Here is a 22685-nt window from a genome sequence, read left to right as displayed (position 1 = left end):
AGCTACATCATTTAAAGTGTATTTTCATTCCTTCGTGTGTAGCTTTAAATCCCAAGTCTTCATAGAATTTAATTGCCTTTGGTCTTTTTTTGTCCGTTGTCAGTTGCAATAGATGAGCATTTCTTTCTTTTGCTCTATTAATTGCCCAATCAAACATTGTCTTTCCAATTCCAAGTCCTCTTTTGTCTTTTCTAATTCTTACAGCTTCTATTTGAGCTCTGATCCCTCCACGATAAGTCAGATATTGAATAAATGACAATTGTAAAGTACCAATAATTTCAGAATTTTCGTTTTCAACAACAATCAGTTCTTGATTTTGGTCAGAGTTTATATTTTCAAAAGCATTAATATACTCATCTGGCAAGGGTGTTTGAAAATTTTCCCTGGTTTTTCCTAGTTCATCATCCGCAATCATTTCAACAATATCGGGAACGTCATTTATGGTTGCTTTTCTAAATTTCATGTGGAGTTCTGCTTTTTAATCTTGGATACTATCAGCCTTGCTGATATATTTTATTATCAAGCTAATCTAATATTTTTCTTTTAAATACTGTAGTTAGGTGCTAGCGCGAGCTTCCCAGTTCGTGCTTTAATTACACCCATATCAGCATGATAGGAGGCTGTTTTTTAACTACTTACAAAAACAAAAGGAGCGCTTCCGTAAAATATTTTACTACAAATTTGGTTAAGTCAAAATCAAGTTTCTATATTTGAGAAATCATATCGGTTTCGACCGATTTATATAGATGAGGTGAGAGAACAGGCTCGTTGACCCTCTGGCAACCCCCAAGCAATTTGGAAAGGTGCCAATTCCTGCCCAACGAAGGGAAATATAAAACGGTAAAACAATGAACACACAAAAAGATTACATCTCGCGCAATTACCAACTTGATTCACAAAATCAATCTTTGGAATTTACGACTATTTCTAAATTAACAAATCTAATAAGTATTTGCTGTTGTAGCAATTGCTGTTGTTGATTTCCAATTTTAGCTTTTAGGTAATCAGTTGAATTTGTATGGGATCATAATCCTAGGCAGTTTCTGCACGCATCTTTAAAGCTTATCCAACTTAGTTTTTTCAAATTTCACATCCCTTCAAGGGGAAACTATAACCAATATTTTTATGTCTCAACATTTCGAAACCCAGGCTATCCGTACCCAAGCTGTCCAAAGTGGCAACAGAGAGCATGCCGTACCGCTTTATTTGACATCTTCCTTCACTTTTGAAAATGCCGAACAAGCCAAAGCATTATTCAATGATGAAGAGGAAGGCAATATTTATTCCCGATTTTCCAACCCCAATAGTTCGGAATTGATAGATAAAATGACTCGATTAGAAGGCTTGGAAGACGGATTTGCAACCGCTACCGGTATGGCGGCAATGTTTGGAAGTATGGCGGCATTGCTACAACAAGGGGACCATATTTTGGCGGCTAGATCATTATTTGGTTCTACCCACCAATTGCTGACGCAGATTTTCCCAAAATGGGGTATTTCTCACACTTATGCGGATATCAGCAGAACGCATGAATGGGAAAGCCTGATTAAGCCTGAAACCAAAATGATTTTTGTGGAAACGCCTTCCAATCCTGGACTGGAGATTATTGACTTGGAATGGCTGGGGAAATTGGCGGAAGCCCATAATTTGATTTTTGTGGTGGACAATTGCTTTGCCACTCCCTATTTGCAACAACCAGCCAAATGGGGTGCGCATATTGTTTCACACAGTGCCACCAAATTTATTGATGGACAAGGAAGAGTATTGGGTGGCTTGATCCTGGGCTCTAAAGAATTAATCAAGGATGTACGCTTTTTCAGTCGCCATACGGGGCCGGCTATTTCACCTTTTAATGCCTGGGTACTTTCCAAAAGTTTGGAAACTCTAGCGGTGCGCATGGACAGGCATTGCGAAAGTGCTTTGAAAATTGCGGAATACTTGGAAGGGCATACCGAATTAGAAAGCGTTAAATACCCCTTCTTGAAATCGCACCCTCAGTTTGATTTAGCAAAAAAACAGATGCTAAAAGGAGGCGGTATTCTCACTTTCATTGTGAAAGGCGGAGGGGAACGATGTAGCAAATTTGTCAATAATCTGCAAATGCTGTCGGTCACGTCCAACCTTGGAGATACCCGATCAATTGTCACGCATCCTGCCACGACTACGCACAGCAAACTAAGCGAGGAGGAAAGGCATAGGGTAGGAATTGCCGATGGGCTCATCCGTTTGTCGGTGGGTTTGGAAAATGTAAATGATATCATTGAAGATATTGAACAAGCACTAAAAGCTTCAAAATAATGGAATTAAGGATAGAAAATAAGATCTGTTTTATGATGTGTTGCAAGGCTCCTCCGCATGCTGCATGATATCGCTATACCCAAACTATAGTGCCTCTTGCAGAATCCCAACTTCCGCAAGAGGCATTTTTTTTACTCAAAATTTAAAACTATGACAACATTATCTGAAAATTTAGCAGTACCGAAGCTAGCAAAAAAAGACATAGCTGAGCTTCAAAACAAAATTGAACTCTTCCGATCTGGACAGATAGATGAAGAGAAATTTAAGGCCTACCGATTAACGCGCGGGGTTTACGGACAAAGGCAACAGGGCGTGCAGATGTTCCGATTGAAAATCCCTGCTGGGAGAATTACCACCGAACAATTGCGAGTAGTGGCTGATCTATCGGATCAATATGCAACGGGCAATTTACATTTAACTACCCGGCAAAACATCCAATTTCATTATGTGAAACTGGATGATTCCCCAGCCATTTGGACCGCACTAGAAGCTTCGGGTTTAACCGCAAGAGAAGCTTGTGGAAATACGGTTCGGAATATAACGGCTAGTCATAAGGCAGGCATTGATCCGCATGAGCCTTTTGATGTCACACCTTATTTGGATGCGGTATTCCGATTTTTCTTGAGAAATCCGATTTGCCAGGAAATGGGGAGAAAAATTAAGATTGCTTTTTCCTCCAGTGAGAAGGATACGGCTTTTGCTTTCATTCACGATTTCGGATTTATCCCGGTCTTGAGAAAAAATGGAAAAGAAGAAGAAAAAGGATTTCGTGTTTTAGTTGGAGGTGGCTTAGGTGCCCAAACCATTCTGGCCCAGGAGTTCTTCGAATTTCTTCCCGAAAATAGATTGATCACTTTCCTTGAAGCAGCTTTAAGAGTTTTTGACCGTTTTGGCGAGCGCGAGAAAAGAATGAAAGCCCGCTTGAAATTCCTTATCAAGAAAATTGGATTAGATGAATTCAGGAGATTGGTAGGGGAAGAAGAGAAAGTTTTACATCCTAAGCCATTAGATTTAAAACCTTCGAAAGTGGAAGAGGCAAAGCCTCAAAAAATCTATTCCAGCTATGATGTGCAAGATCAATGGGCCTACCAGCAATGGTTGGATTCTAATGTTTTTGAGCAAAAGCAGCAAGGCTATTATGGGGTTTTGGTAAAAGCACCTTTGGGCGATATTGATCATGTAAAGGCCAAAAAGCTAGCCGATCTAATAGACGAATTTGTAGGCGGTGATTTGGTCATCAGTGTATATCAAGGCTTGGTCATTCGCTTTGTTCGGAAAAATGCCTTGCCCGTTTTATTTGAAAAGTTGGGTGAGCTGGGATTAAATCAGTCCGGAGCGGAAAGCTTTGCCGATATCACCGCTTGCCCCGGAACGGATACTTGTAATCTGGGGGTAACCAATAGTACCGCTTTGGCGGATATTTTGGAGAAATTCCTATTGCAGGAATTTTCGCATCTGGCGCATAGCAAACTGATCAATACTAAAATCAGCGGCTGTATGAATGCTTGTGGTCAACACATGATTGCCGGTATTGGCCTTCATGGAAGTTCCATAAAAAACAAAGGAAAAGTAGTGCCCGCCATGCAAGTGGTTTTGGGTGGTGGATTGCGATCTGATGGAACCGGATTAGCGGCAGAAAAGGTCATCAAACTGCCGACTAAAAGAATCCCGGAAGCTTTCAGGGTTTTGCTAAATGATTATGAAGCCAATGCCAATGGGGCATTTTATCCGGATTATTTCAGGACAAAAGAGAAAAAGTACTTCTATGATTTACTGAAGCATTTGGGTGATCTGACCCACATCAGGGATGAGGATTATATCGACTGGAACAGAGATCAGGAATTCACACCCGAAATAGGATTGGGAGAATGTGCCGGAACCAGCTTTGATTTGGTCAGCACCATTTTCAAAGAAGCAGAGGAAAAGTTGGTAAATGCCTATGAGCATTTTCAGGATAATGAGCTGGAACATGCATTGTACAACAGCTATAATGTTTTGGTCACCACGGCTAAAGCGCTATTGCTGGCGGAAGATGTGCAGTGTAATACCCAAGCTGGTATCATAGCGGATTTTGATGTGCATTTTGTGGAGACCGAAAAAGTGAATTTGGAAAGCTCTTTTGCCGATTTGGTCTATCAGATCAAATCACAAAAACCGACAGAGGAATTTGTACAGCATTATCTGAAATCGGCCCATCAATTTTTGGAGGAAGCCAAGAGTTTGAGAGGAATTGAATCAACGGAAAAGAAAGTCATTAATCATTTTTATAAAGCATAATCATGGAAAAGAAATTAAGTCTAGTAGGAGCAGGTCCGGGAGATCCGGATTTGATCAGTGTGAAAGGTATCAAAACATTGGCACAAGCAGATGTGGTATTATATGATGCTCTGGTGCATCCCGAATTATTAAATTATGTGCCCTCAAAAGCATTAAAAATTTATGTTGGCAAGCGAGCGGGCAAACACAGCTACAAACAGGAAGAAATCAATGAATTGATTATTGAAAATGTATTTAGTCATGGGCATGTGGTTCGCTTGAAAGGTGGAGACCCCTTTATTTTCGCAAGAGGAAAAGAGGAGATTGATTATGCGGAAAGTTTCGGGATTAGGACTCAGGTGGTGCCCGGTATTTCCAGCATCAATTTAGCCGGAATGTACGGGCTGCCTTTAACCACCAGGGGCATCAATGAAAGTTTTTGGGTGGTAACTGCTACCACCAAAAGCGGGGAATTATCAAGAGATGTGGCTAAAGTGGCAGAAACTTCTGCTACAGCTATTTTTCTCATGGGGTTAAGAAAATCGGCAGCGATTAGTGAAGCTTATGCATTGCAAGACAAAGCCGATCTGCCAGCAGCGATTGTTTCCAATGGCTCATTGGCTAATGCGAAAGTGTATCGGACCACAGTAGGGCAATTAGCCCACACCATAAGGGAGCAAAAAGTGGCTTCTCCCGGGATTATTTTAGTAGGCGAGTCGCTAGCACAGCAAATTGATTTTACCACCATCAAAAATATAAAACAGCATGTCACACAGATCTGAAGAAAACCATTTGTTCCCGGTATTTCTAAAGCTGGATAAAATCCAAACGCTGTTAGTGGGTGGAGGATATGTAGGCTGGGAAAAGCTGGGAGCACTTTTGAAGAATGATCCCGAAGCTAGGGTGAAAATAGTGGCGCCCGAAATCAGGCAGGAGATCAGGGAAATTGCTGCGGTTCACCCAGCCATTGAATTGGTGGAGAAAAGCTATGAAAAGTCAGATTTAGCAGCTATTAATCTGGTAATAGGCGCCACCAATTTCTACGAAGTGAACCAGCAAATTTACCGGAATGCCAAGACAAAAGGAATTTTGGTGAATGTAGCGGATACGCCTGAACTCTGCGATTTTTACCTTGGCAGCACGGTCAAAAAAGGCAATCTGAAAATCGGGATTTCCACCAATGGGAAATCGCCCACATTTGCCAAAAGGCTAAGGGCAATACTGGAGGAAGTGCTGCCCGATAATACAGATGATATTCTGCGAAATCTGGCCACCATAAGAAAAGGCTTAAAAGGTGATTTTGAAAAGAAAATGGAGGTGCTAAATGAAATCACTGCCTCTTTTGTACATCATAAAAAGGAAAATTGATATGGACAGTATCAAGGGATTTGCTCAAGCTGATTTTCAGCAGTATAGCATAGAAGGAAGGGTGCGCTGGATTTTCGATCATTTTGCTGAGGATGAGATTCTGATGACATCCTCTTTTGGGAGTTCATCGGCCTTGCTTTTACATTTAATTCATAAAATCAGCCCCAGGCATCCCATTTATTTTTTGGATACAGGCTATCATTTTGAGGAAACCAAAGCCTATAAAGATAAACTGCATGCACAGCTGGGCTTAAATGTAAAAACCATAGGTGCACCGAAAAATAAACATCGTTTTACGGAAGAAAACTATACCTATCAGCATAATCAGGATTTATGCTGCTTTATTAATAAGGTGGAGCCCCTTGCGGCATTGCGCGAATCGCATAAAATATGGCTTTCGGGTTTGTTCAAATATCAGAATGAGAACCGTAAGCAACTGACTTTTTTCGATGAAAAACCGGATATTTTAAAAGTCTATCCGCTATTGGATATGACTCCGGAGGAGGTGCATGCCTATTTTTTCATACACGAACTGCCCAGCCATAAATTAGTAGCAAAGGGCTATAGCTCAATTGGATGTACCCACTGTACTACAAAAGGAAGCGGCCGAGAAGGGCGATGGTCAGGCAATGCTAAGGTGGAATGCGGGATACACTTATGATCGTAAATAAGAATCCCTCATTGTGCTAAATCTTAGGTAAGACTAAATGAAATAAGAATAGTTTTCGATCAAGTAATTACAATAAAATGCTTGAGTAATGTGATCGAATGTATTTTGATAATTTGCTTTTGGAGCATAGGCTAATTCAGCATCTTCATACATATATTTAAAGTAAAGAAGACCCATGCTTAATCATATTTTAATGTTTCTAGATAGTGTTGGGTTTTTCTTTTTATTTGATTCACTAAGTTCCTTCAAAGACATCCGACTTGCATTAAAATAAGCTTATGGGCGATTTACGTATCCTTTATAGCTTGAAATTCGTTTTTTAACAGTTATTCTTCTTTAGTCGAGTTTATCACCAAATAAAATATTTTTTACAATATAGTATGCATGCATACTATATTTTTGTATATTTGAATTCCATGAAGAGAGAAGAATCTATCGATTATAATATCAAAGCAGCCTGGCATGCGATTTCACGTATGTATAACCAGCAAGCTGTAAAATACGGAATCACTACTTCCATTGGCTTTGTCTTATTGAATATCAATACGAAAGACGGAACTCCTGCTACTAAAATTGCCCCCCTTATGGGTTTAGAGAGTCGGAGTCTAACTCGTATGCTAAAAAGTATGGAAGAGAAAGGGCTGATTTACAAAAAGCCTGATCCTGAAGACAAACGTTCTGTAAGAATTTTCATGACAGAACTAGGGATAGAGAAAAAAGCAATTTCAAGAGAAACGGTAAAAGCTTTCAATGAAGAGGTTTTCAGGACGATTGAACCTGACAAATTGGAGGCTTTTTTTGAGGTCATTCATAAAGTGAATGATATAATAGACAAAAATGAGATTTATGATAATAAGGAATCAGTTCATTAATTTTTTAAAATTTAAACCATAGCGACTAAATGAAACGAAACATTAAAAAAGTAGCCGTTTTAGGTTCTGGGATAATGGGATCAAGAATCGCCTGCCACTTTGCCAATATTGGTGTGGAAGTGCTTCTACTTGATATCGTACCTTTTGAACTTACGGATGCCGAAAAAGAAAAAGGTCTAACAAAAGAGGATCCACAGGTACGAAACCGCATTGTAAATGAGGCTTTTGAATCTACCTTGAAAGGGAAGCCAGCCTCATTATATCACAAAGATTTCGCCAATAGAATTTCTTTGGGGAATTTTGATGATGATATGCATCAAATTAAAGACTGCGACTGGGTGCTGGAAGCTGTTGTTGAGCGACTAGATATTAAGAAGCAAGTCTTTGAAAATGTTGAAAAGCATAGGACAAAAGGTACTATCATTTCTTCCAATACTTCGGGTATTCCTATCCATATGATGTTAGAAGATAGAAGTGAGGATTTTCAAAAGCATTTCATTGGAACTCACTTTTTCAACCCACCGCGTTATCTAAAATTATTAGAGATTATACCTACGCCAAAAACAGATCAAGCGATCACAGATTTCTTGATGCATTATGGCGACCTGTATTTAGGGAAAACAACCGTTTTATGTAAAGATACACCAGCGTTCATTGCGAATAGAGTAGGGATTTATGCTATTCTCAAAGTAGTGGAATCAATGCAAAAGCTGGGAATGAATATAGATGAGATTGATAAATTAACAGGTCCGGTGATTGGTCGACCTAAGTCTGCAACTTTCAGAACTTCTGATGTAGTAGGTTTAGATACGTTGATCAAAGTGGCGAATGGCTTATATGACAATCTTCCTAATGATGAAGCTAGAGATACCTTTAAATTACCTGATGTAATTGGGAAATTAGAAGAGAATAAATGGCTAGGTGATAAAACAGGACAAGGGTTTTATAAGAAAACTAAGAAAGATGGTAAGACAGAGATCTTGACTTTGGACTTAGATTCAATGGAGTACCAGCCTAAATCTAAACCAAAGTTTGCAACGCTTGAAACAACAAAGCAGATATCAAATCTGAAGGAAAGATTCCCGGTATTACTCGGTGGTAAAGATAAAGCAGGTGAATTTTACAGAGATTCTTTCTACGGATTATTCCAATATTCATCTAACAGGATTCCGGAAATTTCTGACGAATTATACAGAATCGATCAGGCACTTTGCACTGGTTTCGGTTGGGAAATTGGTCCTTTCGAAACTTGGGATGCTTTAGGCGTTAAGAAAACGGTTGAAAAAATGGAGGAAGCAGGTTGTAAACCAAATCAGTGGGTTTATGATATGTTAGAATCTGGTGCTGATTCATTCTACAGAGTGGAAGCTGGACAGAAACAGTATTATGATATTGATAGCAAGAAATATGTGAATATCCCAGGTACTGAAGAATTCATTATTCTGGAGAACTTAAAAGAAAGTGGTAAAGAAATATGGAGTAATGCAGAAGCTGGAATCATTGATTTAGGTGATGGCATTATTAATGTTGAATTCAGATCTAAGTCAAACTCACTTGGTGGCGGAGTTGTAGAAGGTATCAACAAGGCTATTTCAATGGCTGAAGAAAAATACCGAGGAGTAGTAATCTCTAATGAGGGCTCAAACTTCTCAGTAGGAGCTAATCTAGGAATGATTTTCATGTATGCGATCGAGCAAGATTATGATGAATTGGATTTTATGATTCGTCAGTTTCAGCAAACCATGATGCGAGCTAGATATTCTGCTATTCCAGTAGTAGTTGCACCTCATAATATGGCATTAGGTGGAGGTTGTGAACTTTCAATGCATGCAGATCACGTTCAAGCGTCAGCTGAAACTTATATTGGTTTAGTTGAAGTTGGTGTTGGTGTCATCCCTGGCGGTGGTGGTACTAAGGAAAATGCACTTCGTGTTTCAGATAGATATCAAGATGGCGATGTAGAGTTGAATGCATTGCAAAACGCATATATGAATATCGCAATGGCAAAAGTGGCAACTTCAGCACATGAAGCTAGAGATATGGGTATTTTAAGGCCTTCAGATGGTATTTCTATAAACAGAAGTCGTCAGATTGCAGATGCCAAAGCTGCTGCGATTAGTTTAGCAGATGCTGGATATACTATGCCAGTTCAAAGAACAGATATCAAAGTTCAAGGGAAAACAGGCATCGCTTTATTCAAAGCGGGTGTTTCTGGTATGAAGATGGGAAGATATATTTCAGAACACGATCAAAAGATAGCAGATAAGCTAGCTTATGTGATGTGCGGTGGAGATTTATCATATCCTCAAGAAGTTTCAGAACAATACCTATTGGATCTAGAAAGAGAAGCTTTCTTGTCTCTCTTGGGAGAAAAGAAAACACTCGAAAGAATTCAGGCAGTATTGCAGGGAGGAAAACCTTTGAGAAACTAGCAGTAAGATGCTAGAGCCTAGAGTCTAGATATTAGACTGAAATTTATAGAAAATGCATAATTATAAAAAGCTTAAAATTTGGGAGAAATCAATGGAGTTATCTCTATTGGTTTATCAAATCACAAGTACTTTTCCGAAAGAGGAAAGATTTGGATTAACGTCTCAGATCAGAAGATGTGCAGTTTCTATACCGTCCAATATCGCTGAAGGGTCTTCTAGAGATTCAAGCAAAGACTTTTCTAGGTTCTTGAGAATATCTATTGGTTCTAGTTTTGAATTGAAAACTCAATTATTGTTAAGTAAAGATCTGGATTTTATTTCAGAAAGCGATTTTGATGCTGTTGTTGAAGCATTAAACGAAATCCAGAAGATGCTTAATTCTTTTATAAAGAAAATGAATGCAGAAGTCTAGACTCTATGTTCTAGATTCTAAATATCTAAAATTAAAAAGAAATGGACGCATATATAGTAGCAGGATATAGAACGGCTGTAACAAGAGCCAAAAAAGGAGGTCTCCGGTTTTACCGTCCGGATGATTTAGCCTCAGATGTCATCAAGCACTTGGTATCTCAAGTGGGTGGCGTGGAAAATAAAATGGTAGATGACCTTATTGTAGGAAACGCTGTGCAGGAAGCAGAGCAAGGAATGCAAATGGGGAGAATGATTTCATTATTGGCCTTAGGCAAAGAGGTGCCAGGTATGGTAATCAATAGATATTGTGGCTCAGGATTGGAAGCGATCAATATTGCAGCTTCAAAAATACAAGCTGGTTATGCTGATATCATTATTGCAGGTGGTACGGAATCAATGTCAATGGTGCCGATTATGGGGTATAAAACTGCCCTTAATTATAAGATTGCTACCGAGACTCCTGATTATTACACTTCTATGGGATTAACTGCAGAGCAAATTGCTCAGAAATGGAAAATATCTCGCGAAGATCAGGATAAGTTTGCTTATAACTCGCACATGAAAGCTGTGAAAGCACAAAAAGAAGGCAAATTTGATGATGAAATCGTGCCTATCAACGTGAAAGAAACCTATGTGGAAGAGGGTAAAAAGAAAACACGTGATTACACAGTAGATAAAGATGAAGGACCGAGAGCAGGAACTACCACAGATATTTTGGGAAATTTGAGACCAGTATTTGCCCAAGGTGGTTCAGTTACCGCAGGTAATTCTTCTCCAACTAATGATGGTGCCTCTTTTACAATGGTGATGTCGGAAAGAATGGTAAAAGAATTAAATGTAAAGCCAATTGCTAGAATGGTAGGTTTTGGAGTTGCAGGAGTTGAGCCTAGAATTATGGGTATCGGACCAGTGGAAGCAGTTCCGAAGGCTTTGAAAAATGCTGGTTTGAAGATGAGTGATATTGACTTGATTGAATTGAACGAAGCTTTTGCCGCTCAATCTTTAGCGGTAATCAGAGAGTTGGATATCGATACAAGCAAATTGAATGTAAACGGTGGAGCAATTGCTTTGGGTCATCCATTAGGTTGCTCAGGTGCGAAGCTTTCAGTTCAGTTGATGAATGAATTGAAAAGAACGAACGGTAAATATGGAATGGTAACCGCATGTATTGGTGGTGGTCAGGGTATTGCCGGAATTTACGAGATGATGTAAAAAGAGAATCTAGAGTCTAGAATAAAGACTCTAGATTATTTATTGGTTTATATAACCAAAGTTATAAAATAAATAATTTTAGAACCCATTTAGTAGTCCTTGTCTAGATGCATTTCTAGCTCCTAGCTACTAGATACTAGATACTAGATACTAATAATATGAGTACGACAGAAAAAAAATTCACAGCAAAAGGTGGGGCTTTTTTAATTGAAGAAACACCTGCTCAGGCAGTTTTCACTCCGGAAGAGTGGACAGAAGAGCAAAAAATGATCGCCCAAACTTGTAAAGATTTCTTAGAGCAGGAAGTTTATCCTAAGCTGGATGAAATCGATGATGTAAAAGGTAATCCGGAATTGATGCCTCAACTATTGGATAAGTCTGGAGAGCTTGGACTTTTAGGTACTTCAGTTCCTGAAGAATACGAAGGCTTCGGTATGAATTTCAATACCTCAATGCTGGTTGCAGAGGTAATTGGAGCAGGATATTCATTTGCGGTTGCATTATCAGCACATACTGGAATTGGTACATTACCGATCTTATATTATGGTACTGAAGACCAAAAGAAAAAATATTTGCCAAAATTAGCAACAGGTGAGTGGAAAGCTTCTTACTGTTTGACTGAGCCGGATTCTGGTTCTGATGCAAACGCTGCAAAAACTAAGGCGGTTTTAACGGAAGATAAAAAGCACTATATCATCAATGGACAGAAAATGTGGATCACAAACGGTGGATTTGCAGATATCTTCATTGTATTTGCTAAAATAGATGATGATAAAAATCTTTCAGCTTTCATAATTGAGAAGGATTTTGGTGGAGTTACCATGAACGAAGAAGAGAAGAAAATGGGAATCAAAGGATCCTCAACTCGTCAGGTATTCTTCAATGACTGCAAAGTGCCGGTTGAAAACTTACTCTCTGAAAGAGAAAATGGGTTTAAGATTGCTGTTAACATCTTGAATATAGGTAGAATTAAATTGGCGGCTTCTACTATTGGGGCTTCTAAGGGAATTATTGCAAATGCTTCTCAATATGCTAATGAGAGAAAGCAGTTTGGTACTTCAATCGGTAGTTTTGGAGCTATAAAGCACAAACTAGCTGAAATGGCAGCAAGAACTTATGCTTCTGAATCAGCAGCTTACAGAGCAGGTCAGAATATTGACGATGCTTACGAAGATATGGTAGCTGGCGGAATGGATAAAACTGAAGCTAAATTAAAATCAGTCGAAGAATTTGCCATTGAATGTGCTATCATGAAGGTTCATGGTTCTGAAACTTTGGATTATGTAGCAGATGAAGGTGTTCAGACCTACGGTGGAATGGGCTTCTCAGCTGATGCTCCTATGGATAGATCATACCGTGACGCCCGTATCAATAGAATTTTCGAGGGTACGAATGAAATCAACCGTATGTTGACAATTGATATGTTGTTGAAACGTGCTATGAAAGGTAAATTGGACTTGATGACGCCTGCTATGAACGTGCAGAAAGAGTTGACTTCAATACCTGATTTTGGATCGGATGAAGATGATTCATTGTTCGCTAAAGAGAAAAAAGTGTTGTCTAATTTGAAAAAAGCTGGCCTGATGATTTCAGGAGCAGCGGTTCAAAAATTCATGCAAAAACTCTCTCACGAGCAAGAAATATTAATGAATCTTGCGGATATGCTGATTGAAGTTTATGCAGCGGAATCTGCTTTATTAAGAACAGAGAAGTTGGTAGGTATAAAAGGAGAGCAAGCGTGTGAGCAACAAATCAATATGAGTAGGCTTTACTTGCATAGAGCGGTGGAAATCGCTAACAAAGCGGGTAAAGAAGCGATTTTTGCCTTTGCTGAAGGCGATGAACAACGCATGATGTTGTTAGGTCTGAAGAGATTCACGAAAATCGATCCTATGAATCTGAAAGACGTTAGAAGATCAATAGCTGATCATGTTTTGGAAAAACAAGCTTATGAATTTTAATCATTAAGATTTACTCTACAATAATAGATAAAGGGCTCGAAATTTTTCGAGCCTTTTTTATTGAGTGAAAGTGAGTTGTAAATTACTGTAGATAATACTAGTGTTTATAAATAGCATAAAAATTGTAATTTATCATATTATTTTACAATTTCGGGTTTCACTAAACCAACAATCACTATGTTAACTTTTAGTATTAAACATCAAGACCACTATTCTCGGGGTGAATTATTATTGAGAACTTTTTTCGGATTTATATATATAGCGATTCCGCATCTGTTTTTACTTTTTTTCATGGGGTTGTGGGGTGCCATTTTAGGTTTTATAGCTTTTTTGGTGGTACTTTTTACAGGTAGATATCCCCAGAGCTTCTTTGAATACCAAGTAAAATTGATCCGATGGAATACTAGAGTAAGTGCAAGGCTATTTAATTTAGTTGATGATTACCCTCCCTTTGGCTTAGATGCACAAGATGATTATGTGAAGGTAGATGTTCAATATCCTGAAAGAATAAGCAGAGGATTGGTTCTGTTGAGATTATTTTTTGGTCCGATTTACGTGATCATTCCACATGCTTTTATCCTTTTTTTCCGATTTATTTGGACACAAATTTTAGTTTTTATTGCATGGTGGGTAGTGCTTTTTACTGGTGAATTCCCTAAGTCTTGGCATGAATTTATAGTGGGAACCTTAAGGTGGCAAACGCGAGTGAACCTTTATATGTCATACATGACTGATGTATACCCTCCATTTTCAGGTAAACCTTTATAATTATGACAGAAGAAAATTTCAATCCAATTCCGCAGCCTGATCAGTTAGATATTCGAGAGAAGGAAGATGCAATGGGGGCCTATTTGATGATGTTTGCAGCATTAGGAGCTGGGCTTCCTTTGCCTATTTTGAATTTAGTTGCGGCTATTATTTATTACTATATCAATAAAGGAAAGAGTTTGTTCGTTAGATTTCACTCTTTACAATCACTATTGAGTCAACTGCCAACTAGTATTTTGAATGCTATAGCTGTATTTTGGGGTGCAAGAATAATTTTCTTGGATTATGCCTTTACTGATGTATTCAAAGGCTATTTATGGCTAGTAGGTGTAGCTAACCTAATTTATATCATTTTCAGTATTATAGGTGCAGTGAAAGCAAGAAAAGGGGAAATGTATTATTTCTTGTTTTTTGGTAGAGTATCGTATCAGTCGGTCTTTAAGAAGAAAGATTTTGTTACTGAAAAAATTGTCAATCAACCGCCTAAAATGTAATTATAAAATGAGCATAAATCTAGATTCCCTAATATACCAAGCGAGGAATGAATAGATCTATGTGAATTCCATAGCTTGCCCCGACTACTCGGGGTGACAATTAAAAAATAATATTATACACATGAATAGAAGCCTGCGAGATTTAGCAGTAATTGTCATCATTGCTTCAGCAATTTGGGCAGGATTTACTTACTTCTCTACAACTACTGAACAGCAAGATCTGGTCTCTCTTGAGCAAGAGGCTGATATTGCGGATTATTTTAATAGTCAAATTTTCAAAGAGTTTGATTCAGTAGATGTAGAGCTTACAGATTCAGTCATGAACGTGATTTTTGAGCGCTTAGCAAATGGAATGGATACTGTCAGCTACGATTATGATATCTACGTCTTAAGATCGGATCAGGTAAATGCTTTTACGGCTTTCAATGGACAATTATTTGTTTTTACGGGCTTAATTGATCAGACAGAATCTCCAGAAGAGTTAGCTGCAGTCTTGGCGCATGAATTAGCTCATGCAGAAAAGAGACATGTAGTTAAGAATCTAGTTAAAGAAATAGGGTTGAATTCCCTAGTACTTATCATTTCCGGGGGAGACCCTGTAGTTATGCAAGAAATCACCAAAATGGTAGTAAGTAGTGGATTCAGCAGAAGAATGGAAAGAGAGGCAGATGAATATGCCATTCAGTATCTAAGCAATGCTCAAATTAATCCAAATAGATTAACTCAGTTTTTCTTAAAACTAAAGCAAAAAAATAGAGAGATTCCTGAAGGCTTAGAATGGATCTCTTCTCACCCGGCTTTGAAGGAAAGAATTCAGTTCGTCACCGAAAATGCAAGTGATTCTGTAAAAGAAAGACCCATTGACTTAAATTGGGAGGAGTTTAAATTATCTTTGAAACAATAATTCATGTATCAACAGTAATTGCATTGTACTTTAATTAGATATATAGTTTTTAAGTATAACTTTTCATAGAATTTTGAAAAAAATTCTAATAGGGGCTTGACTGCTAAAATAAATCATTTTACATTTATGACATCTTATACAAGTCAATGACTTTGTAAGGTTTTGGTTGAAATAGAAAGGCAGCTGGGGAGCTGCCTTTCGCTTTTCCCACCCTTTTGTATTTTAATCAAAGATTTAACCACTTCTTCTTCATTTGATTTTCTTTGTTATCAGCACTTTTTTTCTCTTTGATAGTAAATCGACTGTAAAATAGGCGCTTTCCCGAATGAAGCTTAATTTCCTTTTGAACATCGTTTCTGAAAATGTGAAAGCTATATGTTGGTTTATCACTGTTTACGAAATTTCCAGTATCAATCTCGTTAAATCTATGATTTTCGCAACTGATCAATTGATCCCCAATTCTGAATTGTTTTTCAGCGGGACTATCAGGAGCTAGACCAATAACTTTGCCTTCATTGGTTTTTAAACCTAAATGCTTAGCAAATGAGTCTTCATTTTCTTTTAAATGTAGTTCAAATCCGAATTGTCCTAATAAGAGGCTCAATTCTTCTTCTATTGGGTGACAACCGTTTATGAATTGTTTTGAATACGCTGTTAAATCATGACCAATGACTGCTTCAGCAGTACTTAAATAGTCTTCCGGACTGAATCCTTTATCCTGCCTATAGTAGTTGTCCCATAATTTTCTCATCACATTATCTAAACTCTTTTCCCCTTCAGTTTCCAAAATGATTTTTAGATCCAGTATTAAAGCAATTAAAGCACCCTTGACATAAATTGAGACTTTACGATCTGGGATTCCAGCTTCATAGCCATCTAGCCATAAATCCCAAGACGAGTCAGCTAATGATGAGTTGAATCGACCGTAGTTTTCGAAGTGTCGTTTGAATAAGATATTTAATTCATTCAAATACCATTCTAAGTTTTTTACTCCGCTTCTAATCAGAAACAGATCTCCATAGTAGGTGGTTACACCCTCAGCCACATATCCAGTTGAAAAATAGTTTTCCTTCTCAAAGTCGTAAGGATACAATTCCTTAGGTCTTATTCGAATAATGTTCCAATAATGAAATAACTCATGTGAACTGATGCCCAGAAAGTTATCGTAAAAGCTGGCAGTATTAAATTCCTTTGCCGGACCCAACACTATACACGTGCTGTTCAAATGTTCCACTCCATGATATGCTTTCTCATCAGGAATCTGAAATAAGAAGTGATAGTCTTGATTTTCAAATTCACCCATTGTGTCCATTTGGAAGGTCGTGAACTTCTTGAAATCTTCAATTATTTGCTCTCGTTTCCTTAAATCTGCCTTTCCTCTAAACCATAAATGAAAATCTATTTCCTGAACTTTATATTGAAGATGCTGCAAGTCGCTCGAGCTTAAAACAGGGCTATCCACCAATTCGTAGAAGCTGCTGGCAAACAAATTTCGGCCTTCTTTTTTTAACCCGCATGCCACTGTCCAGTCTTCTGGGATTTCTAATTGCACCTTATGATTCAGCAGCATTGCATCGGGCTGATAGAGTAAACAGTTTATAAAATTCAGATACCAATGCTCTTCATCAACATAAGTGCTACCACCATCAATAGTAGAAGTGAAAATTTCATATTGAATGACACAGTATTCATCCTTGCAATGTATTTGCCAAGTGTTTTTATTAGTTTTTTTATAATCTAAGCGTTCTTTCTTTGGATTTGTAGCTCTAAAATTTCTTAAATATTTGGAAAAATTCCCCAGTTGATATCTTCCTGGCCGCCAGTCAGGCAGTTTCATTTCAAAATTGGCCTGGGAGGGTTTTACCAATACCTCTACTTGTAAAAATGAATCCTGCGGATACTTTTGCGATAATGTATATTGAATCATTAGTGTTATTTTTGTCGTTCAGCAGATTAATTGTTTGATCGATTTTTTTTGGTTAATAATCTATTGATTGCGATCTTTGTTGACCATTATAGATCACTAGCCGCGAATCTTCAATCTGTATTGTAAAGTTGATGATTTATAAGGAGATATAAAACGAGATATTGTTATAGTATTTTGAAAAACTGTTTTGCAAAAAGAAATTAACTGCTTATCTTTGCAGCCCTTACAAAAGAACAAGAGAAAATTTAAAAATATAAAGATATGAAACGTACATTTCAGCCTTCTCAAAGGAAAAGAAAAAATAAGCATGGATTCAGAACTAGAATGGAATCTGCTAATGGAAGAAACGTTTTGGCGAGAAGAAGAGCGAAAGGTCGTCATAAATTAACTGTTTCAGACGAAAAAAGTAAGCATAGAAAATAATAGTTCTATGCAACTAAGCGCATGTCTGTAATTTCGGGCAATAACGATTTCTCTTTTAAGAAAACAGAGCGCTTACATCACAGGAATGATATTCAGGAGCTTTTTGAAAAAGGCTCCTCTTTTTATTTATACCCATTTAAGGTCATTTATATTGCTGAATCTTTTGATTCTAAAATCAAGCCTCAGCAAATCTTGATTTCCGTTCCCAAAAGGAAATTTAAAAAAGCCCCCGACCGAAACTCTATAAAGCGGCAAGTAAGAGAAGCCTATCGGCATCATAAAGATTTGATTGCTCCTCAAAAACTAAGTAAAATTTTAAGGATTGCTTATATTTACACTTCTGATAAAAAAATGCCATCTGATGTTTTAACTAAAAAACTAAAAAAGACTTTGGAGCGTTTGCATCAAGAATTCATAGTTTAATAACCGAAATTCAAAAGAGATAATATATATTGTCATATTCAGTATTAAAAGAACTTAATCGTCCACTTCCGAGGAACTCGGAAGAGCGGGAGGGAGGAAAGTTTAGCGGGCCTGCTTGTGGCAGACAAGCCAGCGATGGCCTTGAGGGAGGAAGCATTAAACATTCTTGAATTTTTCGCCTGTCCGCTTACTAGCTGATTTCTTTTGGTCAAGCAAATAGAAAATGCGAAAAATGAAAAAAAAAGCAATAGCTCTAGAGATATTTGATCAATTATTCTCAGTTTCTTAACTGAACGGCAAAAGAGATAACATGAATTAGTATTGTAAAAAATTAAGTAAATAACTGTCCATGAAGCTTTCAAATAAAGTAATAATCACACTTCTAGCAATTGGTATGATAGCATTGGTGTCATTCCAAGTAAAGAAAAACGATAGATATTTTGAAATTATTAAGAACCTAGACGTTTTCACCACACTTTACAAGGAACTCAATACTTATTATGTTGACGAGATTAATCCTACGGAAATAATGGAGACAGGTATTGAAGCTATGTTAGAATCTTTAGATCCTTACACTAACTTTATTCCTGAAGATAGAATTGAAGATTATCGCATCATGTCCACGGGGCAGTATGGTGGGATTGGAACTACAATGGGGGAGATTGAGGGCCGTCATGTGGTAATGATGATATTGGAAGGGGCTCCAGCTGAGATTGCTGGAGTAAAAATTGGAGATGAACTGATTGAGATCAATAACAATTCCGTTAAGGATTACAGTACTGATGAAATCAATAAACTTCTTAAAGGTCAAATAGGCACGGAGGTTGACGTGAAAGTGAATAGAAAGGGAGTTAAAAAGCCGCTGAATTTTGAAATAAATCGTGATCGAATCAATATAGAAAGTGTTCCCTATTATGGTTTGATTTCTGGGGATATTGCGTATATAAGATTAACAGAGTTTTCAAGTGGTGCTGGCGCTTCAGTACGATCTGCATTGGTAGAGTTAAAAGGGCAAGGTGCTAAAAAAGTTATTCTTGATTTGAGAGGGAATCCCGGTGGACTTTTAAACGAATCTATAGAGATTTCCAACATCTTTATTCCTAAAGGGCTAGAGGTAGTAAGCACTAAAGGCAAAATAGAAGAATGGAATAAAACGTATACAGCCAATAAGAATCCTGTTGATGTTAATATTCCTTTAGCAGTGTTGATCAGTAACAATAGCGCATCCGCTTCTGAGATTGTGGCTGGAGTTATGCAGGATTACGACAGAGGAGTATTAGTTGGTCAGAAGAGTTTTGGTAAAGGTTTAGTACAAGCCACTCGGCCTTTGAGCTACAACAGTCAGTTGAAAATTACTACAGCCAAGTATTATATTCCTAGTGGCAGATGTATTCAAGCAATTGATTATAGCCACAGAAACAAAGATGGTAGTATAGGGAAGATACCAGATTCTCTAAAAAGCGAGTTTAAAACGAGGGCAGGAAGAGTAGTTTTTGATGGCGGAGGCGTTTCACCTGACCATGCTGTAGTTAATAAAGGGTATGCACCGATTACCATTCAATTAATAAAAAAAGGCTTCATCTTTGATTTTGCCACTGAGTACTACTATCAAAATGTAGATTTGAAGCCAGATCCAAAGGCATTCAATATCTCTGATGATTTGTATAAAGAATTTACAAAATGGGTTTCTGGACGTAATTATAGCTATACGACATCCACCGAAGAAATGATTAAAGAGCTAAAGGAAACTGCTAATCAAGATAAATATTTTGATTTCATCGAAGAAGAGATTGCTGCTCTTGAAAATGAAATTGAGAATCACAAGAAGGAAGATTTGGAAGTGTTTCAGTTAGAAATCAAGAGGGCGCTCAAAGAAGAGATTATTTCTCGCTATCATAAAAGACAAGGAATGATTGAGTCTTCCTTTGAAAATGACGAGGAAGTTGAGGAAGCAATAATGCTACTAAATGATAAGAATCAATATAAAAACCTTCTTCAAGTTAAGAATTAATGGATTTTTATTTCTTGTTATTTTTGGCAGGTTTAGTAGGCGGCTTAATATCCGGACTATTAGGTGTAGGTGGAGGAATTGTGTATATCCTTATTCTGCCGATAGCTTTTCAGTTTATTGGAATTCCAGATCAAGAAATTGCGCAATTCACTATCGCTAACTCCCTTTTTGGAACCTTCTTTGCTGGCTTGTTTGCAACATACAGTCATTTTAGGCAAGGTGAATTTTATCCAAGACAAATTTTACTCATTAGTGTTTCATCGATTATAGCAGGCTTATTGTCACTTTATTTTATTGTGAATACCCCATTTTATTCTCGTGATGTCTTTAATATCGTAGTGATCTTTTTACTTATAGCTATGTTAGTGTCTACTTTATCAAATGCAAAGAAGCAAGCTAGTTTTCAAGAAACTACAAAGAGAACTAAGAGATTGTTAACATTTACAGGGCTTTCAGCTGGCTTAACCGCATCCTTAACTGGATTAGGAGGAGGGATAGTAATTATTCCATTTCTAAATCAAGGCTTTAAAATGGGCGTCAAAAAAGCAAAAACCATCTCACTGGGAGTGATTACTATTACCTCCTTGGCTATGGTGATGTTTAATCTTTTTCAAGAGCCTATGAAAACCATAGATGTAAATCACTCAGGATATATTCTTTTCCAAGTAGCAGGTCCATTAATAGTGGGGACGCTTCTAACCGCTAGGTGGGGAGTGAAATTGAGTAGGAAAATGAAAGCTTCCTCAGTAAGCTATTTATTTTCATCTTTTATTGTACTAGTCATTATTAAGAAGTTGATGGAATTGTTATGAGTATTATTCTTAGTATAGAAACCTCTACGCCCATTTGTTCCGTGGCAATTCATAAAGATGCCAAACTGATGGCTAATGCGGATCTTTTTCTAGAAAAGTCCCATTCAAATTCTTTATCTCCTTTAATAGAACAATTGCTTCAACATTGCGACTTGAAAATGAGTGATTTAAATGCAATAGCAGTTTCTTCTGGTCCAGGATCATATACAGGATTAAGAATAGGCCTAAGCACGGCAAAGGGGTTGTGCTATGCACTAGATATCCCATTGATTTCTATTTCCTCTCTTGATAGTATGACAGAACAAGTGATTAACTTTCATCATGATCCAAGTGCATTTTATATTCCGATGCTTGATGCAAGAAGGATGGAGGTTTTCTATAAGATTTCCGATGTGAATCTTTCAGACATAGAACAAATGTCGAACTTGATTATAGAAGAGGATTCATTTAATAAATACAAAGAAAAGAAAATATACCTTTTTGGAAACGGAGCGAAAAAGGCGTGGGATGTATTAACTCAACAGTCTGAAAATTTCATTCTAGTTAATCACGTAGATCCTTCAGCGAAATATTTCGGAGCAATTGCATTTAGTAAGTATAATAAAGAGCAGTTTGAAGACCTTGCGTATTTTGAACCAAATTATGGTAAAGAATTTTACTCACCTAAGTCAAAAAAGAAATCATTTTTAGATTTAAACCGTTGAGGTGCTCAGAAGATTTTCAAAAGAGATGTGATGGAAGAGCAGATTATAAATAAAGTTAAGAAAAGCCCTTTGGTTTCTTTCGATTTGGAAGACATTGTAGACAAAGCGCTAGAAAGGAAAACCATAGATCTGAAAGACAACCTATTTCAAGGGATGGTTTTGCGAGAAAAGGATTTCCGTGTTTTTGTAAAAGAACATGACTGGAGTCAGTACAAAGATTGCTATGTGAATATAACCTGTAGTGAGGATGCCATAATACCCAATTGGGCTTATATGCTTTTGGTTAGTAAGCTTTCCTCGCTGGCAAGATTGATCGTGCAGGGAGATGTTAACGAATTGGAAAAAGAAATTTTAAGATTAAAGTTGAATGAAATTGATTATAGCCAGTTTCAGGATGGTAAAATTGTGATAAAAGGATGCAGTGACTTATCTCACCCAGAATTCGCTTTTACAGAAATCACGAATAGAATGATGCCTTTTGTTAGTTCATTAATGTATGGTGAACCATGTAGTACAGTTCCGATTTATAAAGCGCCAAAAAAATAATTGGCTATAATAAGCTGATAGTAAAACATTTACTTTGATCATTACAAATTCTTCCGATTTATTTTGGCCTTATGCATTGTTTAGAGCAAAAAAGCTTCTACATTTGCACTCCCAATACGGAAAGCGAGGCGGGAAAAGCAGTAGAAAAGTTGAGGGAATGGGGAGTAAATGGTCAGGAGTTTTGAAGGAGAGT

General features: G+C 37.5%; 21 protein-coding genes and 1 riboswitch. Of the genes, 19 read left to right on the top strand and 2 right to left on the bottom strand.

The genetic code is table 11. The annotated features are described in order from the left end of the window. Positions 1-7 precede the first annotated feature (7 nt). Positions 8-463 carry a GNAT family N-acetyltransferase gene (locus B9Y84_RS19730; protein ID WP_085519129.1) on the bottom strand — a complete coding sequence of 152 codons (456 nt, stop codon included), beginning with the start codon at positions 461-463 and terminating at the stop codon, positions 8-10. Positions 464-735: 272 nt separating this feature from the next. Then, positions 736-839, top strand: a riboswitch (SAM riboswitch). Between the two features lie 286 nt (positions 840-1125). On the opposite strand from B9Y84_RS19730, the gene B9Y84_RS19725 reads away from it, so the two are divergent. The 13 genes from B9Y84_RS19725 to B9Y84_RS19665 all read left to right on the top strand — a co-directional run bounded on the left by B9Y84_RS19725 (position 1126) and on the right by B9Y84_RS19665 (position 15646). Next, positions 1126-2298, top strand: coding sequence for a trans-sulfuration enzyme family protein (locus B9Y84_RS19725; protein ID WP_085519128.1), 1173 nt, complete (start codon positions 1126-1128; stop codon positions 2296-2298). A 150-nt stretch (positions 2299-2448) separates the two neighbouring features. Continuing rightward, the gene (locus tag B9Y84_RS19720) at positions 2449-4575 is read left to right on the top strand and encodes a HEPN domain-containing protein (protein ID WP_085519127.1); all 2127 of its coding nucleotides are present in this window, start codon (positions 2449-2451) and stop codon (positions 4573-4575) included. Positions 4576-4577: 2 nt separating this feature from the next. Further along, a complete protein-coding gene (cobA, locus tag B9Y84_RS19715) occupies positions 4578-5336 on the top strand; it encodes a uroporphyrinogen-III C-methyltransferase (protein WP_085519126.1) in 759 nt (252 codons plus the stop codon). Further along, positions 5320-5922 (top strand): precorrin-2 dehydrogenase/sirohydrochlorin ferrochelatase family protein, encoded by a 603-nt coding sequence (locus B9Y84_RS19710; RefSeq protein ID WP_085519125.1) that lies wholly within the window; start codon positions 5320-5322, stop codon positions 5920-5922. The genes cobA and B9Y84_RS19710 overlap by 17 nt, the downstream gene beginning before the upstream one ends. A gap of 1 nt (position 5923) precedes the next feature. Next, positions 5924-6583, top strand: a complete 660-nt coding sequence (locus tag B9Y84_RS19705) for a phosphoadenylyl-sulfate reductase (protein WP_085519124.1) — start codon at positions 5924-5926, stop codon at positions 6581-6583. A gap of 425 nt (positions 6584-7008) precedes the next feature. Continuing rightward, the gene (locus tag B9Y84_RS19700; RefSeq protein ID WP_085519123.1) at positions 7009-7464 is read left to right on the top strand and encodes a MarR family winged helix-turn-helix transcriptional regulator; all 456 of its coding nucleotides are present in this window, start codon (positions 7009-7011) and stop codon (positions 7462-7464) included. A gap of 29 nt (positions 7465-7493) precedes the next feature. Continuing rightward, positions 7494-9896, top strand: a complete 2403-nt coding sequence (locus B9Y84_RS19695) for a 3-hydroxyacyl-CoA dehydrogenase/enoyl-CoA hydratase family protein (protein WP_085519122.1) — start codon at positions 7494-7496, stop codon at positions 9894-9896. 52 nt (positions 9897-9948) lie between these two features. Continuing rightward, entirely contained in the window at positions 9949-10308 is a 360-nt protein-coding gene (locus tag B9Y84_RS19690; protein ID WP_085519121.1) for a four helix bundle protein, read from the top strand. Positions 10309-10349: 41 nt separating this feature from the next. Beyond that, positions 10350-11519 (top strand): thiolase family protein, encoded by a 1170-nt coding sequence (locus B9Y84_RS19685; RefSeq protein WP_085519120.1) that lies wholly within the window; start codon positions 10350-10352, stop codon positions 11517-11519. 158 nt (positions 11520-11677) lie between these two features. Next, complete coding sequence (locus B9Y84_RS19680) at positions 11678-13480, top strand: acyl-CoA dehydrogenase family protein (RefSeq protein ID WP_085519119.1); 1803 nt, start codon at positions 11678-11680, stop codon at positions 13478-13480. A 177-nt stretch (positions 13481-13657) separates the two neighbouring features. Then, the gene (locus B9Y84_RS19675; RefSeq protein WP_085519118.1) at positions 13658-14248 is read left to right on the top strand and encodes a DUF4389 domain-containing protein; all 591 of its coding nucleotides are present in this window, start codon (positions 13658-13660) and stop codon (positions 14246-14248) included. Positions 14249-14250: 2 nt separating this feature from the next. Beyond that, on the top strand, positions 14251-14742 hold the full coding sequence (locus B9Y84_RS19670) for a DUF4870 domain-containing protein (RefSeq protein WP_085519117.1): 492 nt from the start codon (positions 14251-14253) through the stop codon (positions 14740-14742). Between the two features lie 121 nt (positions 14743-14863). Next, the gene (locus B9Y84_RS19665; RefSeq protein WP_085519116.1) at positions 14864-15646 is read left to right on the top strand and encodes a M48 family metallopeptidase; all 783 of its coding nucleotides are present in this window, start codon (positions 14864-14866) and stop codon (positions 15644-15646) included. Between the two features lie 226 nt (positions 15647-15872). Here the strand turns inward: B9Y84_RS19665 and B9Y84_RS19660 are convergent, their stop codons facing one another. Further along, positions 15873-17573, bottom strand: coding sequence for a M61 family metallopeptidase (locus tag B9Y84_RS19660; RefSeq protein ID WP_085519115.1), 1701 nt, complete (start codon positions 17571-17573; stop codon positions 15873-15875). A 261-nt stretch (positions 17574-17834) separates the two neighbouring features. Here B9Y84_RS19660 and rpmH point away from each other — a divergent pair, with 261 nt between their 5' ends. From rpmH to B9Y84_RS19630, 6 genes are all read left to right on the top strand, one after another. Next, positions 17835-17996, top strand: coding sequence for a 50S ribosomal protein L34 (gene rpmH / locus B9Y84_RS19655; protein ID WP_085519114.1), 162 nt, complete (start codon positions 17835-17837; stop codon positions 17994-17996). Between the two features lie 21 nt (positions 17997-18017). After that, positions 18018-18419, top strand: a complete 402-nt coding sequence (gene rnpA / locus B9Y84_RS19650) for a ribonuclease P protein component (protein WP_085519113.1) — start codon at positions 18018-18020, stop codon at positions 18417-18419. Between the two features lie 349 nt (positions 18420-18768). After that, a complete protein-coding gene (locus B9Y84_RS19645) occupies positions 18769-20430 on the top strand; it encodes a S41 family peptidase (RefSeq protein ID WP_085519112.1) in 1662 nt (553 codons plus the stop codon). Next, complete coding sequence (locus tag B9Y84_RS19640; RefSeq protein WP_085519111.1) at positions 20430-21242, top strand: sulfite exporter TauE/SafE family protein; 813 nt, start codon at positions 20430-20432, stop codon at positions 21240-21242. The genes B9Y84_RS19645 and B9Y84_RS19640 overlap by 1 nt, the downstream gene beginning before the upstream one ends. Further along, positions 21239-21946 (top strand): tRNA (adenosine(37)-N6)-threonylcarbamoyltransferase complex dimerization subunit type 1 TsaB, encoded by a 708-nt coding sequence (gene tsaB / locus B9Y84_RS19635; RefSeq protein ID WP_085519110.1) that lies wholly within the window; start codon positions 21239-21241, stop codon positions 21944-21946. The genes B9Y84_RS19640 and tsaB overlap by 4 nt, the downstream gene beginning before the upstream one ends. Before the next feature lie 30 nt (positions 21947-21976). Beyond that, positions 21977-22492, top strand: a complete 516-nt coding sequence (locus B9Y84_RS19630) for a DUF2480 family protein (RefSeq protein WP_085519109.1) — start codon at positions 21977-21979, stop codon at positions 22490-22492. Positions 22493-22685: the final 193 nt, after the last annotated feature.

The organism is Marivirga sericea (assembly GCF_900177665.1).
Taxonomy (GTDB): Bacteria; Bacteroidota; Bacteroidia; order Cytophagales; family Cyclobacteriaceae; genus Marivirga; species Marivirga sericea.
This window is presented reverse-complemented; position numbering and strand designations above follow the sequence as displayed.

Bases quoted from the DNA above. Each gene is read 5' to 3' on its own strand.
- B9Y84_RS19675 (WP_085519118.1), top strand. From the start codon at position 13,658: ATGTTAACTTTTAGTATTAAACATCAAGACCACTATTCTCGGGGTGAA.
- B9Y84_RS19665 (WP_085519116.1), top strand. From the start codon at position 14,864: ATGAATAGAAGCCTGCGAGATTTAGCAGTAATTGTCATCATTGCTTCA.
- B9Y84_RS19690 (WP_085519121.1), top strand. From the start codon at position 9,949: ATGCATAATTATAAAAAGCTTAAAATTTGGGAGAAATCAATGGAGTTA.
- B9Y84_RS19645 (WP_085519112.1), top strand. From the start codon at position 18,769: ATGAAGCTTTCAAATAAAGTAATAATCACACTTCTAGCAATTGGTATG.
- B9Y84_RS19640 (WP_085519111.1), top strand. From the start codon at position 20,430: ATGGATTTTTATTTCTTGTTATTTTTGGCAGGTTTAGTAGGCGGCTTA.
- B9Y84_RS19670 (WP_085519117.1), top strand. From the start codon at position 14,251: ATGACAGAAGAAAATTTCAATCCAATTCCGCAGCCTGATCAGTTAGAT.
- tsaB (WP_085519110.1), top strand. From the start codon at position 21,239: ATGAGTATTATTCTTAGTATAGAAACCTCTACGCCCATTTGTTCCGTG.
- B9Y84_RS19685 (WP_085519120.1), top strand. From the start codon at position 10,350: ATGGACGCATATATAGTAGCAGGATATAGAACGGCTGTAACAAGAGCC.
- B9Y84_RS19725 (WP_085519128.1), top strand. From the start codon at position 1,126: ATGTCTCAACATTTCGAAACCCAGGCTATCCGTACCCAAGCTGTCCAA.
- B9Y84_RS19695 (WP_085519122.1), top strand. From the start codon at position 7,494: ATGAAACGAAACATTAAAAAAGTAGCCGTTTTAGGTTCTGGGATAATG.
- B9Y84_RS19730 (WP_085519129.1), bottom strand. From the start codon at position 463: ATGAAATTTAGAAAAGCAACCATAAATGACGTTCCCGATATTGTTGAA.
- B9Y84_RS19705 (WP_085519124.1), top strand. From the start codon at position 5,924: ATGGACAGTATCAAGGGATTTGCTCAAGCTGATTTTCAGCAGTATAGC.
- B9Y84_RS19630 (WP_085519109.1), top strand. From the start codon at position 21,977: ATGGAAGAGCAGATTATAAATAAAGTTAAGAAAAGCCCTTTGGTTTCT.
- B9Y84_RS19710 (WP_085519125.1), top strand. From the start codon at position 5,320: ATGTCACACAGATCTGAAGAAAACCATTTGTTCCCGGTATTTCTAAAG.
- rnpA (WP_085519113.1), top strand. From the start codon at position 18,018: ATGTCTGTAATTTCGGGCAATAACGATTTCTCTTTTAAGAAAACAGAG.
- B9Y84_RS19720 (WP_085519127.1), top strand. From the start codon at position 2,449: ATGACAACATTATCTGAAAATTTAGCAGTACCGAAGCTAGCAAAAAAA.
- B9Y84_RS19700 (WP_085519123.1), top strand. From the start codon at position 7,009: ATGAAGAGAGAAGAATCTATCGATTATAATATCAAAGCAGCCTGGCAT.
- cobA (WP_085519126.1), top strand. From the start codon at position 4,578: ATGGAAAAGAAATTAAGTCTAGTAGGAGCAGGTCCGGGAGATCCGGAT.
- B9Y84_RS19660 (WP_085519115.1), bottom strand. From the start codon at position 17,573: ATGATTCAATATACATTATCGCAAAAGTATCCGCAGGATTCATTTTTA.
- rpmH (WP_085519114.1), top strand. From the start codon at position 17,835: ATGAAACGTACATTTCAGCCTTCTCAAAGGAAAAGAAAAAATAAGCAT.
- B9Y84_RS19680 (WP_085519119.1), top strand. From the start codon at position 11,678: ATGAGTACGACAGAAAAAAAATTCACAGCAAAAGGTGGGGCTTTTTTA.